At 52.6% G+C, this 16,117-nt stretch carries 6 protein-coding genes; 5 read left to right on the top strand and 1 reads right to left on the bottom strand.

The genetic code is table 11. The features are described 5' to 3' along the window. The first annotated feature begins 181 nt into the window (after positions 1–181). Together H8B09_RS13820 and H8B09_RS31375 are read left to right on the top strand one after the other, a co-directional pair. A complete protein-coding gene (locus H8B09_RS13820) occupies positions 182–445 on the top strand; it encodes an aldehyde dehydrogenase family protein (RefSeq protein WP_224753589.1) in 264 nt (87 codons plus the stop codon). Positions 446–772: 327 nt separating this feature from the next. Beyond that, entirely contained in the window at positions 773–5,473 is a 4,701-nt protein-coding gene (locus tag H8B09_RS31375; RefSeq protein ID WP_191204104.1) for a LamG-like jellyroll fold domain-containing protein, read from the top strand. A gap of 184 nt (positions 5,474–5,657) precedes the next feature. Here the strand turns inward: H8B09_RS31375 and H8B09_RS13810 are convergent, their stop codons facing one another. Continuing rightward, complete coding sequence (locus H8B09_RS13810) at positions 5,658–5,882, bottom strand: helix-turn-helix domain-containing protein (protein WP_006040330.1); 225 nt, start codon at positions 5,880–5,882, stop codon at positions 5,658–5,660. 418 nt (positions 5,883–6,300) lie between these two features. Here H8B09_RS13810 and H8B09_RS31260 point away from each other — a divergent pair, with 418 nt between their 5' ends. The 3 genes from H8B09_RS31260 (at position 6,301) to H8B09_RS13795 (ending at position 15,990) form a co-directional block, all read left to right on the top strand. Next, positions 6,301–8,178, top strand: coding sequence for a right-handed parallel beta-helix repeat-containing protein (locus tag H8B09_RS31260; RefSeq protein ID WP_397376067.1), 1,878 nt, complete (start codon positions 6,301–6,303; stop codon positions 8,176–8,178). Between the two features lie 296 nt (positions 8,179–8,474). Further along, positions 8,475–11,765 (top strand): glycoside hydrolase family 9 protein, encoded by a 3,291-nt coding sequence (locus tag H8B09_RS13800; RefSeq protein ID WP_191204102.1) that lies wholly within the window; start codon positions 8,475–8,477, stop codon positions 11,763–11,765. Between the two features lie 121 nt (positions 11,766–11,886). Then, positions 11,887–15,990, top strand: a complete 4,104-nt coding sequence (locus H8B09_RS13795; protein WP_224753588.1) for a glycoside hydrolase family 48 protein — start codon at positions 11,887–11,889, stop codon at positions 15,988–15,990. Positions 15,991–16,117 lie beyond the last annotated feature (127 nt).

Raw genomic sequence — 16,117 nt, 5'->3', positions numbered from 1 at the left:
TAATCGAGTCTTAAATGAACCTTTAAGCTTCATAAAACGAACCTGAACGTTTCTTGAAAATGAACAAGCCTCGATCATCATTACGATGGTCGAGGCATTGGATCCGAAGTCGAAGCTTGCGGGCACAGAGATTTTTGGACCGATTGCAACGATCGTTCCGTTCGATACGGATGAATAAGCGTTGGCAATCGCGAACGATACGGAATACGGTCTGTCCAGCGCTGTATTCTCCAACGACCTCGACCGCGCCATGACATTCGCTTCCGCGATCGAGAGCGGTATGACGCATGTAAACGACACCATGATTAACATGGATATGAATGCACCGTTCGGTGGAGAGAAAGCTTCCGGCATTGGCCGCTACCACGGCGAGATCGGATTCGAACAATTTACAACGTCCAAATGGATTTCCGTTCAGAAGGAAGAGCGTAAGTTCCCATTCTAAAAACCCTACTGTAATGGGGATTTCTGGATAACGAAGAGCCTTGGCGCGTGATGCGCTGAGGCTTTTTATATTTGTGCAAACCTAACGCATTTATCGACAAAGTCCTTCATATTCAGATTAATATATTTATTAATAAAAATAGCTTGAATGTTGGTTAATTAAGTAATAATATTGTTAATATCCTCAGTTTGTATGCGCCTTCATTTACTATTGTAAGCGTTATTATGACCGGGAGGTGATGAGAGCAGCACACTATGATCTCGATTGCAGGTTATAGGTTACCGCACCACTTCACAGCAACCACCTATTAGGAGGTATTAACCAATCGTGAATCAATCGATGAAACGTAAACTAGCCATGCTGCTGACGGCGTCGATGCTCTTGCCGACCAGCGCTTTCGCCAGCGATATTAGTCCGGTAGTCACATCTGCCAATGCAAATCCAACAGCAGCCAACACTAGCGCAGCGCTAGGTTCGGACGTTGCCGGCCATTGGGCGGAGCAGGATTTTGCAACATGGTTCAATAAGCATTTGCTGAATGGATATGCCGATGGGACTTTCAAGCCGAACCAAGCCATTACGCGGGCTGAGTTTGTTGTATTGCTTGACCGTGTATTTAATTTGGTAGACAAATCTTCCGTTTCGTTCACTGATCTCAAAGCAACGGATTATTCGTATCAAGCATTCGAGAAGGCTGTCGCTGCGGGTATTATCCAAGGCTATAGCGATGGATCGGTTCATCCGAATTCTCCAATCAGCCGCAAAGAAGCGGCGGTCATGCTGTACAGAGCTTTTGAACTGGCTGCATCAACAGCAGCGACGTCGCTGACCGATGTTGCATCGCTGCCGGCATGGAGCAAGGAAGCTGTCGAAACGCTTGTTAACGGCGGATATGTAAACGGTTACCCAGACGGAACGTTTGGCGGCGACAAGTCCATTACGCGCGCTGAGGCGATTCGCATGATGAATAACCTGTCGGGCGAGATTGTGAATGCAGCCGGAACGTATGCGGATTTGACAACACGCAACATGGTCATTAGCCAACCTGGCGTTGTGCTCGAGGATACCGTAATCGAAGGCGATCTGTATCTGACCGCAGGCGTTGGTGAAGGAGACGTTGACCTTAACCGCGTTACAGTCAAAGGCCAAGTACATATTAACGGCGGCGGCGTCAACAGCATTAAGCTGAGCGATTCAACGATCAAGACGATTATTATCGATAAAAAGAACGGCCAGATCCGCGTCGTGACGAAAGGCGATACGACGGTCGAGCAAACATTCGTTATTTCCGGCGCGAAGCTGGTTGAAGAGAACGATGCGGCTGGCAAAGGCTTCGCATCGGTTATTTTGGACCAGAAGATGTCTGCAGGCGCAACGGTTAAGTTGGAAGGTCAATTTGATCAAGTAGACGTACGTGCACTCACGACGCCAGAGCTCCAATTGCTCGCAGGCATTATTAATAACCTGGTTCTTCAGCAGCAAGCTGTTCTTAACGTCGACGAGAAGGGCGAAGTGAAAGAAGTTGTCATCAAGGTAGATGGCAGCATTCAAGTCAAAGGCACCGGCAAAGTAACCGCATCTGATCCGAAGGCAGCTGCACAGCTTGTATTCCAGAATGGTACAAATAATACAGGCAATACGGGCAGCACTGGCGGTTCGGGTGTCACGGTAACGAAGCCAGCATTTACGAACGTATCCGTTCATGACCCTTCGATCGCAGTCGATAAGGATTCAGGCGAGTTCTACGTATTCGGTTCGCATATCGAGGCAGCCAAGTCGAGCGACCTGATGAACTGGACGCGTTTCACGAACGGCTATACGACACCGAATAACGTTCTGTTCGGCAATCTGTCAGAGAACTTGGCAGGCTCTTTCGCTTGGGCTGGCGAGAACGATGCAGATAGCAAGGGCGGCTTCTCGGTATGGGCGCCGTTTACGTTCTATAATAAGGACTACGTGAACGAGGATGGCAGCAAAGGTGCTTATGTCATGTACTACTGCACATCTTCGACGTACATTCGTTCGGCAATCGGCTACGCTGTTTCGCAAAATATTGAAGGTCCGTATAAGTACGTGGATACGATTATGTACTCTGGATTCACGAAGGATGATGCGAAGGATAAGGACAGCACAGTCAATAAGAAATGGACGAATACGAACATCGATGAGCTTATTACAGATAAAGTGCTGGCAAGCGAGAATAACGGCTGGTTCAACTCGAATGGCTCGTATAATAACGACCTGTACCCGAACGCTATCGATCCCGCGCTGTACTATGATACGGAAGGCAAGCTGTGGATGGTGTATGGCTCCTGGTCTGGCGGTATCTTCGCGCTCGAGATTGATAAAGCGACAGGCGAAGCGATCTATCCAGGTGCAGATGGCAAGACCGAAGATGGCCGCATGATTGACCGTTATTTCGGTACGAAGATTGCGGGCGGTTACTTCCAATCAGGAGAAGGTCCGTTTGTTGTATATGACAAGAGCACGGGGTACTACTTCCTGACAGTGACTTATGGTGGTTTAGGTTCGGATGGCGGCTACAACATGCGGTTGTTCCGTTCGACTTCGCCAACAGGTCCATTCCTTGACGCGCAAGGCAACACTGCAGTTATGCCGGATTCAAGCGCCATTAATGATGACTACGGTAACAAAATGATGGGCAACTACTTGTTCGAGCGCCTTCCGGGTGATCCTGGTACGGGCAATGGCATTGGATACCTATCGCCAGGCCATAACTCCCTCTACATTGACGAGAAGACGGGCCAATACTTCCTGATCTTCCACGCTCGATTCCCGAACCAAGGCGAGGGGCATGAGGTTCGCGTTCATCAGATGTTCTTGAACGAAGACAACTGGCCGATCGTATCGCCATATCGTTATACGGGCGAGAAGTTAGGGCAAGTAACAGAGCAAGAGATTGCTGGTGAATATAAGTTCATTAATCATGGCAGCACAACGACCAAATCGAATAAACCGACGGTTTCAACATTCATTCAATTGAATGCTGATCACACGGTAACAAGTGACGCACAAGGCACTTGGAGTCTGACGGGCGACAACGAGGCGGAGATTACAGTTGGCGGTGCGACGTACAAAGGCGTATTCGTACGCGAATGGGACGGTACGTCGGAGCGGACTGTGCTGACGTTCACGGCAATGTCTGACAAAGGCATCACGATCTGGGGCAGCAAGCTGCAGGATGAGACGGAGCAGCAGGTTGTGGACGACGTAGTGAACGGTGTCGTTTCCGACCTCGGGGATTTGACCAATGTTGTGTCTGACTTGAAGCTTCCGCTGGTTGGCACACGTCATACGTCAATCACTTGGCAGACATCTAATGCTAGTGTGGTGTCCGCAACTGGCGCTGTAACTCGTCCGGAATCGAACGAGCCAGCTGGCGTTGTCGAACTGACTGCAACCGTAACGAAAGGCTCGACGACGGTTACTAAGACGGTTACGGTAACAGTTAAGCCGATGGCGATCGCTACTTTAAAGGCGAATTATAATTTCGAGAATAACCTGAAAGACGATATTACAAACGCATCTGGAACAATTACCGGAAATCGCATCAATAATACAGGCGGAACAATTTCGTACGGGGCAGGTAGAATCGATGGCACTGCAGCTCAGTTCGATGGCAGTTCCGGCGTTCGTCTGCCCGATGGATTGATTCAAGGCAATAGCTATTCGGTTTCGTTCTGGGTGAAACCGCACGAAGTTGTCTCTGGAGCAACACCGGCCTTCTTTGGCGGAACGGATGGGGACAATTGGATAAGCTTGCTGCCACAAGGTTGGGGCGGTACTTTCTTATGGGCTCATGATAATACTAACGGCGGACAATATTACGACTATCAGTCTGGAACTACAGTTTCAAGCGGCGAATGGAGCCATATCGCTCTTTCGGTCGAGAATGGTGTTGCAACGTTGTATGTGAACGGAGTTAAGAAGGTTTCTAGATCGGGTCTCCCTAACGTATTCACAACTAGCAATGGCTTCATCGGACTTGGAGTGAACTTCTGGGATGATCCATTCAAAGGCCTGATCGACGATCTTCGCATATATGAAGGTGTACTGTCTTCCAAAGAAGTTAGAGATATGGTGTTCGATGAATCAGTGAAGGTTGACTCGATCAATCTTGGCTTTACGGAGAAACGGGTATCAGTAGGCAATACATTTGCTCCGCAGACGATGAGTATATCGCCGAAATTCGCTGGTAATCAAACGCTGAATTGGACATCGTCGGATTCGACAGTAGCAGCAGTTGACGCTTCGGGTCGTGTAACGGGCTTGACTGCTGGTACGACAACGATTACTGCAACAGCAACGGACGGCAGCGATAAGACGGCGTCATACACGCTCTATGTAACGGAAGGTGCCATTGCACATTATAAGTTTGAAGGTGATTTGCAGGATTCGACTGGTTATGGCGCAGGTACTATAACAGGAAATCGAGCAAACAACACAGGCGGAACGATTAGTTACGGTACTGGTGTTGGTGCATCGAGTCAAGCAGCGGTGTTCGATGGAACTTCCGGTATTCGTCTGCAGGATGGTTTAATTTCTGGCAACACCTATTCCGTTTCATTCTTTATCAATTTGCAGCAAGGTAAAGCGTACTCGACTAGCTTCTTCGGAGCTGCAACGGAAAACTCATGGATCAGCATGCTGCCGCGCGGCGGTCTAGCAGGAAATCCAACCATGCTTTGGTCGGGCTCGAACTTGGGCACAGGCTGGTATGATGCATCGACCGCTGTTCAAATTCCAACCAACCAATGGGTCAACTTGACCTTCACGGTCAACAACGGAACGGCTACCGTTTATGTTGATGGCGTTGCCAAGTACACGGGCACGAACTTCCCGAACGTATTTAAGACGGATAACGCACTGTTCGCAGTCGGCGTTAACTACTGGGATGAACCATTAAAAGGCAGTATCGACGAGCTTCAAGTGTTTGACCGCGTGCTGTCGGAGAATGAAGTCAAAGCCCTGATTGCTGAAGCGACTGCAACACCCGCAACACCATAAGCTTCACTGGAGTAATTATAAGTAATTGGTACTAAGTATTGATCCCCGCACAGCGGGTCCGTTTGGACTCGTTGCGCGGGGATTTTTTGCATCAAAAAAACCTCCACATTCATGTCTCCATAACAGAAACACAAACATGAAGGCCGATTCCATAACGAATCAGGATCTATAAGATCAACGATGATTAGATCTGTAACTCCCCAAGCTTGATCAGCTCGACAACTGCCTGTGAACGACCTTTGACGTTCAATTTCTGCATTACGTTTGAAATATGATTACGCACGGTTTTCTCGCTGATAAACAGTTGCTGAGCAATATCTCTTGTTGTTTTGTCCTGTACCAACAGCTCGAATACCTCACGTTCACGATGTGTCAACAAAAATTTGCTCTTGTGGTCGCTGCCCTTCAAGTGTCACCCCTCCTTGCTCGGGTTTGTATGGTTTAACAAGGTTAAGGGATACAGTCAACTTATCTTATGAAATAGACGAACGGATGGTGCGATGTACCGGGCAAAATGGGCACTTGTTTCTGACCTGAGATTAAGATAATAAGCAGCATTAAACATTAACGCAAACCCTTGCTGCCACTCGCCCTGCTGCGAATGTGAGCACATGATTATTGCAGTAATGCAAAGCCATGCTGTTATGATACAGATGTCGGCAGGGGGGCTGACAGCAAGTGCTCAATATTAGCCCACATGAAAGGAGGAGCAGCACTTAAGATTCGCAAGCAGAACCAAACGTGCAGCTGGCATTCAGGAGACATGACAGGTGTCATGATGAGTATCATGCCTGCTTTATTCTATTCACAATGAAAGCTGGCTGCGAATGAACGATCATTGCGTTAACCAAGAAGGAGGCGTAATAATGACGAAGCGATTGAACAAACGAATAGGTGGAGGACTGCTGGCGGCAGTCATGGCGGTAGGGATGTGGACTGGAGGATCGGTTCAGGCAGCGGATTTGTTCACCGACAACTTCGATGACGGCAATGCGAATGGCTGGACGCCAACGACGGGTACATGGTCGGTCGTGCAGGACAACGGCAATTATTCGTATTACCAATCCTCGACCTCGGAAGGTCGGACATCAGGCGGCAGTGCATCGTGGACCAACTACAGCGTGCAGTCGCGGATCAAGGTCGACAGCTTTAACGGCTCCAATCGGATCTACCTGGCAGGACGCTACACAGACGGCAACAACTACTATGCAGCATCGTTCGATAATAGCAACGGCGGAACACTGGAGCTGCGCAAAAAAGTAAGCGGTTCCAGTACGACGCTCACATCCAAATCCTACGCGCTGTCCGCAGGGACCTGGTATACGATCAAGCTGGAGATGAACGGCAGCTCGATCAAAATGTTCGTCAACGGCGTCCTCCAGTTGTCGGCTACCGATTCGTCTCTAACGAATGGTGCCGTGGGGCTTGTCGCCTTCAAGACGGCAACGAAATATGACGATATCGTCGTCTCGGACCTGTCCGGTTCCGGCTCAACACCGACAGATCCTGGTACAGGAACTGGCACAACGACACCGGCAGCAGGCGATCTCATCGTTGCGCCGAACGGCTCAGCTAGCAATCCAGGCACGCTCAGCCAGCCAACGACACTGGCAGCGGCATTAACGAAGATTGCCGCAAGCAAGACGATTTACCTCCGAGGCGGTACGTACAGCTACTACTCGCCGCTGACGATCGAGCGCGATAACAGCGGTGCTTCGACGAGCTCCCGCAAACAAATTGCAGCTTACAACGGCGAGAAGCCGGTGCTTGATTTCTCCGGTGAATCCTTCGATTCCTCGCAGCGCGGCCTGCAAGTGTTCGGTCACTACTGGCTCGTAAAAGACATTCGTGTAACGGGCGCTGGCGATAACGGGATCTATGTCGGCGGCAATTACAACCGGCTCGAGAATGTAGAGACGGACCACAACCGTGATACGGGTCTTCAGCTTGGTCGCTATAACTCGTCCGTCGGCTTTGCAGATTGGCCGAAATACAACGAAATCATCAATTCCTACTCCCACGACAACTACGATCCGGATAACGGGGAAGATGCAGACGGCTTCGCAGCGAAGCTGACGGTTGGACCTGGCAACGTGTTTGATGGCTGTATCTCAGCGTACAACGTCGATGACGGCTGGGATTTGTACACGAAGTCGGATACAGGTGCGATTGGTCCGGTTACGATCCGCAACAGCATTGCTCATCATAACGGCCAGACCTCGAATGGCACGAGCACGACGAACAGCGATGGCAACGGCTTCAAGCTTGGAGGCGAGAGCATAGCGGTCAACCACATCGTCATTAACAGCATTGCATACAGCAACAAGAAGCACGGATTTACTTATAACAGCAATCCGGGCTCGATTACGCTGACGAACAATACGTCGTACAACAACGGCGGAAGTAATTTTGCATTCGATACAGGTACTCATAAATTCACGAACAACTTGAGTTTCCAAGGCGGTTCGAGCGACAAAACGAGCGGTACGGACGTGTCCAGCACGAACGTGTGGTGGAAAAACAATGCTTCGACGAATGCCAAAGGTCTCGTAGCCAGCTCAGCCGATTTCGTCAGTTTGACGGCGAGTGTTACGCGGGCGGCGAATGGCGCGCCGGTCGTCGGCAACTTCTTGAAGCTCGCAACAGGCAGTGATCTGAAGAGCGCAGGTACGCCATCGGGTACCGATATAGGCGCCAAATTCTAAGCCAATCTGATGCGAAATGGTTCTCAAAAGTAAAGTGTCGGGCGAGCGTACGCGCGCTTGGCACTTTTCATTTTTAGAAGAGAGGATACATTTCAACTTGTTTGTTGTCATTTTGTGAAAGGGGAAGGTCATCAAAGTGACAGCTAAGAAGTCATGATATTTGCTAGTCCGACTAGTATCGATGTTATAAATTGGTATTACCGCCATTAACGGCAGCGAATCGTCGAAGAAAGGAGGAAGCAGGGACACAACGAGATACTTGCAATTTCAAACAGCGAAGGAGAGGGAGAACCTTAATGAGACGTACGCGACAATGGGCTGGAAAGCTTCTTGCGTACACGCTAACGGCATGTTTATTGCTTGTCGGTTCACCACTGGGCGGACCGATTCAACATGCGAGCGCAGCAGGCAATTACAATTATGCCGAAGCGTTGCAGAAAGCGATTTATTTCTATGAGGCGCAGCGTTCGGGTAAGCTGCCCTCGAATAACCGAGTAGAGTGGCGGGGCGATTCCGGCTTAACGGACGGGGCCGATAACGGCGTAGACCTGACGGGCGGCTGGTATGACGCTGGCGATCACGTGAAGTTCGGTCTGCCTATGGCGTTCTCGGCATCCATGCTTGCATGGTCGGTATACGAGTATCGCGATGGGTACGTACAATCGGGACAATTAAGTGCGATTCTCGACAATCTGCGCTGGGTGGATGATTACTTTATCAAGGCGCATACCGCACCGAATGAGCTGTATGGCCAAGTCGGCACAGGCGGAATCGACCACCAATGGTGGGGGCCGGCCGAAGTGATGCAGATGGAACGCAAGTCGTACAAAATAACCGCGACCTGCCCAGGCTCCGACTTGGCGGGAGAGACAGCGGCGGCGCTTGCGGCATCCTCCATCGTGTTCGCCAGCACGGATTCGGCGTATTCAGCGAAGCTGCTGACGCATGCAAAGCAGCTGTATAACTTTGCGGATACGTATCGCGGCAAATATTCGGATTGCATTAAGGATGCTCAGCAATTCTACAACTCATGGAGCGGTTATTATGACGAGCTGACATGGGGCGGCATCTGGCTCTATCTGGCTACGAACGATCAGACGTATCTGGATAAAGCGCTGCAAGCGACCAGCGGCTGGGGAAGAGATCAATCCGGTCAATTGGGCTTCAAATGGACGATCGGCTGGGATGACGTTTCATATGGCTCCTCGTTGCTGCTTGCTCGTACGTTAACGCAGCTAGGACGGCCGGAGGCTGCGACATGGATCACGCAGACCGAGAAAAACTTGGATTATTGGACTGTCGGCACGGGCGGACAACGAATCACTTATACGCCGGGCGGCCTTGCTTGGCTCGATTCTTGGGGCTCGCTGCGTTACGCATCGAATGCCGCGTTCCTTGCGTTCGTTTACTCGGATTTTGTAACGGATGCGACGAAGAAAGCTCGTTATGTTGATTTTGCAACGAAGCAGATCAATTACGCGCTCGGCGACAACCCGTCGAATCGAAGCTACGTGGTCGGCTATGGCGCTAACCCGCCCCAGCATCCGCATCATCGGACCTCGCACAGCTCATGGGCGGACAGCATGCTTGATCCGGTTAACCATCGGCATGTGCTGTACGGCGCGCTGGTAGGCGGACCGAATGCAACGGATGGTTATACCGATTCGGTCTCCGATTATGTCAGCAATGAAGTGGCAACCGATTATAATGCGGGCTTCACAGCATCGCTCGCGAAGATGAAACTGCTCTACGGGGCGGGACAACAGCCGCTCGCGAATTTCCCTGCGGCAGAGACGAGAACCGATGAGATGTTCGTGGAATCGGCGATCAACCAAGCGGGATCGAATTTCACGGAAATCAAAGCGCTGTTGAACAACCGTTCCGGCTGGCCGGCACGGATGGGCGATAAGCTGTCGTTCAAGTATTTCATGGACTTGAGCGAGGTGTACAACGCGGGTTATACCGCAGCGAACCTGAGCGTCATAACGAACTACAATCAAGGCGCGACGGTATCGCAAGTGCTGCCGTACGACGCTGCGAAGCACATCTATTATGTGAATGTGGATTTCACGGGAACGAAGATTTATCCAGGCGGTCAGCCTTATTACAAGAAGGAAGTGCAGTTCAGGATTACAGGACCGCAAGGAGCTTGGGATCCGACGAACGACTACTCCTATGCAGGTCTCGTTACTCAGACGACGGCGAAGACATCTTTCATGCCGGTCTATGATGCAGGCGTGAAAGTGTTCGGTCAAGAACCGACCGCTGCGCCGGCAACGGCACCTGCTGCACCGGCATCGCTTACTGCGACCGCAGGCAGCGCGCAAGCAGTCCTTAGCTGGACGGCATCCAGTGGTGCAACGAGCTACAACGTGAAGCGGGCGACGACGAGTGGCGGTCCATATACGACGGTAGCAACGGGTGTCACAGGCTTGTCCTATACGAACACGGGCCTGACGAACGGCACGACGTACTATTACGTTGTAAGCGCTGTTAATAGTGCCGGCGAATCCGCGAATTCCGCACAAGCGAGTGCAACGCCGCAGGTAATCGTAAGCGTACCTTCCGTGCCAACTTCACTTACTGCTGTACCAGGTAATGCGCAGGTGGTTGTTAGCTGGTCTGCGTCTACAGGCGCAACGAGCTACAACGTGAAGCGTGGCAGCGTAAGCGGCGGCCCTTACACGACGGTGGCCACGGGTGTCACAGGCTTGTCCTATACGAATACGGGCCTGACGAACGGCACGACCTACTATTACGTTGTAAGCGCTGTTAATAGCGCTGGCGAATCTGTGAACTCGGCGCAAACGAGCGCAGTGCCAACAGCACCGATTACAGTGCCAGCGGCACCGGCATCGCTGACTGCGACAGCAGGCAATGCGCAAGTTGCACTGAGCTGGACGGCATCCAGCGGAGCGACGAGCTACAACGTGAAGCGGGCAGCGGTTAGCGGCGGCGCCTTCACGACGATTGCCACAGGCGTGACGGGTACAACGTACACGGACACGGCGGGCCTGACGAACGGTACGACTTACTACTACGTGGTAAGCAGCGTGAATAGTGCCGGCGAGTCAGCGAACTCGGCCGTTGCAAGCGCAGTACCGACAGGAGGCGGCACGACGCCGACAAGCAGCCTTGTCGTTCAATACAAGCTGAACAACGCGAACGCTTCCGACAATATGATCTACGCGACTTTCAACATTAAGAATACAGGCACTTCGGCTGTCAGCTTAAGCAGCCTGAAGCTGCGCTACTATTTGACGAAGGATTCGACCAGCGCATCGCTCAGCTTCTGGACCGATTATGCACAGGTCGGCTCGAGCGCGGTCAGCGGCGTATTCGGATCGGTCAGCCCAGCGAAAACAACGGCGGATTCGTATCTGGAGCTGGCGTTCAGCAGCGCGGCAGGCTCTATCGCGCCGGGTGGTCAAACCGGCGATATTCAGATCCGCATCGCGAAATCGGATTGGACGAATTTCGATGAGAACAACGACTACTCGTTCGATGGCACGAAATCCGCGTTCGCGGATTGGAACAAAGTGACGCTTTATCAGAGCGGAACGCTCGTATGGGGCATTGAGCCTTAAACCGTAACAAGCTCGAGTTGAATGGATTCATGATTTATCGTTCGCAGACGGGCTGGGCGCCTACAGAGAGGCGCTTGGTCCGTGCGATATATTTTTATTCATTAGAAGGAGGAAATTGGCAATGTTTAGACCGGCCACCCGCAAGGGTCTGGCAATCGTTCTGGGTGCGGCGCTGTCGCTTTCGACTGGCGTGGGCACTTTGAACGTTGCACCGAAGAAAGTGGAAGCGGCGGCAACGACCGTTGAGGGACAACGTTTCATTCAGCTGTACAATCAATTGACTAGCCCGACGAATGGTTACTTCTCCCCCGAAGGCATTCCTTATCATGCCATTGAAACGCTACTTAGCGAAGCGCCGGACTATGGCCATATGAGCACGTCCGAGGCTTACAGCTACTGGCTGTGGCTGGAGACATTATACGGCTACTACACAGGCGATTGGACGCATCTCGAGAAGGCTTGGGACAACATGGAGAAGTACATTATCCCAGTCAATGAGGGCGACGGCAAAGAAGAGCAGCCGACGATGAGCTACTACAATCCGAACAGCCCGGCAACCTATGCGCCAGAGAAGCCTTTCCCGGATCAATATCCAGTTGTGCTCGGCAACAGCAAGTCCCCGGGCAAAGACCCGCTCGATGCTGAGCTCAAATCCACATACGGCAACAATCAGACGTACCTGATGCACTGGTTGATCGACGTTGATAACTGGTATGGCTACGGCAACCTGCTGAATCCATCCCACACGGCTACGTACGTGAATACGTTCCAACGCGGCGAGCAGGAGTCGGTATTCGAAGCAGTCACGCACCCATCGCAAGACAATCAAACGTTCGGCAAGCCGGGCGAAGGCTTCATGTCGTTATTTACGAAGGAAAGCTCGGCGCCTTCCAAGCAATGGCGTTATACGAACGCATCGGACGCTGATGCCCGCGCCGTTCAAGTTATGTATTGGGCGAAGCAGCTCGGCTACAACAATGCGACGTACTTGAACAAAGCGAAGAAGATGGGCGACTATCTCCGTTACGACATGTATGACAAATATTTCGAGAAAATCGGCAGCTCCTCCACGGGCAACCCAACGCCCGGTACCGGCAAAGATGCAAGCATGTACCTGATGGCCTGGTATACGTCATGGGGAGGCGGCCTTGGCGACAACGGCAGCGGCAACTGGGCATGGCGCATCGGTGCAAGCCATGCGCACCAAGCGTACCAGAACCCGGTCGCAGCATACGCATTGTCGACGACCGCAGGCGGCCTGATCCCAGCATCGCCTACGGCCCAAACGGATTGGAATACTTCGCTCCAGCGTCAGCTTGAGTTCTATACATGGCTGCAATCAAGCGAAGGCGCAATCGGCGGAGGCGCAACGAACAGCTGGAACGGCGACTACTCCGCATATCCTTCTGGCACCAGCACGTTCTACGGCATGGCTTACCAACAAGCGCCGGTGTATCATGATCCCGATTCGAACCAATGGTTCGGCTTCCAAGCATGGCCGATCGAGCGCGTCGCCGAGATGTACTACATTCTCTCATCGAGCGGCGACCATACGAGCACGAACTACCAAATGGCGAAACACATCATGGACAGATGGGTGGACTATGCTCTCGACTATACGTTCGTTAACCAGAAGCCGGTTACGGATGCAAACGGTTACTATTTGAATGCCGCTGGTCAAAAAGTTCTTGGCGGCGCAAATCCGGCGATCGCAACGACGTCGGCGCCAGGCGAGTTCTACATCCCGGGAACGCTTGAATGGTCCGGTCAGCCAGATACTTGGAATGGTTATTCCACGTACACAGGCAATCCAACGTATAAGACGGTTACGAAGGATCCAACCCAAGACGTAGGCGTACTCGGCAGCTACATTAAAGCGCTATCGTTCTATGCGGCGGCCACGAAAGCGGATACCGGCGCTTACTCGACGCTTGGCAACCAAGCGAAAACGACGGCCAAAACGCTGCTTGATACGATCTGGAGCTTCAACGACGGCAAAGGTATCGTAAAACCGGAGCAGCGCTCGGACTACTTCCGCTTCTTTACGAAAGAAACCTATATTCCTTCTGCTTGGTCCGGCAAGAACGGCCAAGGGGCAACGCTTCCAGGCACGAACGGCATTGCTTCCGATCCGGCCAAAGGCGGCAACGGCACATACATCAGCTATGTCGACCAACGTCCGAAGATCACGCAGGATCCGATGTGGTCGTATCTCTCGAACTTGTACAACACTTCTTACAATACAACGACGAAGAAATGGGAAAATGGCACGCCGACGTTCACGTATCACCGCTTCTGGGCGCAGGTTGACGTTGCGACGGCATACGCAGAGTATGACCGCCTGATCAACAGCTCCGCAGCAACGACGGCACCTGCAGCGCCTACTGCATTGGCTGCTACCGCAGGCAATGCGCAAGCGACGCTGTCGTGGACGGCATCGAGCGGCGCAACGAGCTACAACGTGAAACGTGCGACGACGAGCGGCGGTCCTTACACGACGGTAGCAACAGGCGTGACGGGCACGACGTACACGAACACAGGCCTGACGAACGGCACGACGTACTATTACGTTGTCAGCGCAGTGAACACCGCTGGCGAATCGACGAATTCGACACAAGCAAGCGCAACGCCGGCTGCGGCGGTAACTGCTCCAGCAGCGCCTGCGGGTCTGACAGCAACGGCTGGCAACGCGCAAGCGGTGCTGACGTGGACGGCATCGACGGGCGCAACAAGCTACAACGTGAAACGCGCAACGACAAGCGGCGGGCCATATACGACAATCGCAACAGGGGTTGCAGGCACGACGTACACGAACACAGGATTGACGAACGGTACGACGTACTACTACGTCGTCAGCGCAGTGAACAGCGCTGGTGAATCGACGAACTCGACGCAAGTAAGCGCAACGCCAGCGGCGCCTGTTACGGCACCGGCAGCGCCAACAGGTCTTGTTGCAACGGCAGGCAATGCGCAAGTGGCATTGACGTGGACGGCATCGACAGGTGCAACGAGCTACAATGTGAAGCGCGCAACGACGAGCGGCGGTCCATACACGACAGTAGCAACAGGCGTAGCAGGCACGACATACACGAACACAGGATTGACGAACGGTACAACGTACTACTATGTCGTCAGCGCAGTGAACAGCGCTGGTGAATCGACGAACTCGACGCAAGTAAGCGCTACGCCAGCGGCGCCTATTACAGCACCGACAGCACCGACAGGTCTTGTTGCAACGGCAGGCAATGCACAAGCGGCGTTGACGTGGACAGCATCGACGGGCGCGACGAGCTACAATGTGAAACGCGCAACGACGAGCGGCGGTCCATACACGACGGTAGCAACAGGCGTGACAGGCACGACGTACACGAACACGGGCCTGACGAACGGTACGACGTACTACTACGTCGTTAGTGCGGTGAACAGTGCCGGCGAATCGACGAACTCGACGCAAGTAAGCGCAACGCCAGCGGCGCCGGTTACGATTCCGGCAGCGCCTACGACGTTGACGGCAACGGCAGGCAATGCACAGGTGGCTCTGAACTGGAGCGCAACGACGGGCGCAACGAGTTACAACGTGAAGCGTTCAACGACAAGCGGCGGTGCGTTCACGACGATTGCTACAGGCGTAACGGGTACGACGTACACGGATACGGGCTTGACGAACGGTACGACGTACTACTATGTCGTAACGGCAGTGAACAGCGCAGGCGAATCCGGCAACTCGCCGGTTGCTAGCGCAACGCCGGCTGGCAGCACGACAACCAGCAGCCTCGTTGTTCAATACAAACTGAGCAACAATAATGCCGATGACAACCAAATTTATGCAACATTCAACATTAAGAATACGGGTACGACAGCAGTGAGCTTAAACAACCTGAAACTGCGCTACTACCTGACCAAAGATACGACGAGCGCATCGCTGAACTACTGGGTGGACTACGCGCAAGTAGGCACGAGCGCAGTAAGCGGCGCGTTCGGCACGATCAGCCCGGCGAAGACGACGGCTGACACGTACTTGGAGCTGTCGTTCAGCTCGGCAGCAGGCTCGATCGCAGCAGGCGGCCAATCGGGCGAGATCCAAGTCCGTATCGCGAAGTCCGATTGGTCGAACTTCTCCGAGAGCAATGACTATTCGTTTGATGGAACGAAGTCGTCGTTCGCGGACTGGAACAAAGTGACGCTGTACAACAGCGGTTCGCTTGCATGGGGTATTGAGCCGTAAGGCAGATACGCTAACCTAATCGCAGTATGCAGAGTACGAAGGGCAGGAACAAGAGTGCAAGGAACCCGAATGATCGCATCGCCCGGGTTCCTTCCTCTCATCCATATTACAGTCGAAGAAGGAGTGA

The sequence above is a fragment of the Paenibacillus terricola genome (genome assembly GCF_014779765.1).
Taxonomy (GTDB): Bacteria; Bacillota; Bacilli; order Paenibacillales; family Paenibacillaceae; genus Paenibacillus_T; species Paenibacillus_T terricola.
The sequence above is the reverse complement of the archived record's forward strand: the minus strand, read 5'-3'. Positions and strand labels throughout refer to the sequence as shown.

Bases quoted from the DNA above. Each gene is read 5' to 3' on its own strand.
- H8B09_RS31260 (WP_397376067.1), top strand. From the start codon at position 6,301: ATGAACGATCATTGCGTTAACCAAGAAGGAGGCGTAATAATGACGAAG.
- H8B09_RS13800 (WP_191204102.1), top strand. From the start codon at position 8,475: ATGAGACGTACGCGACAATGGGCTGGAAAGCTTCTTGCGTACACGCTA.
- H8B09_RS13795 (WP_224753588.1), top strand. From the start codon at position 11,887: ATGTTTAGACCGGCCACCCGCAAGGGTCTGGCAATCGTTCTGGGTGCG.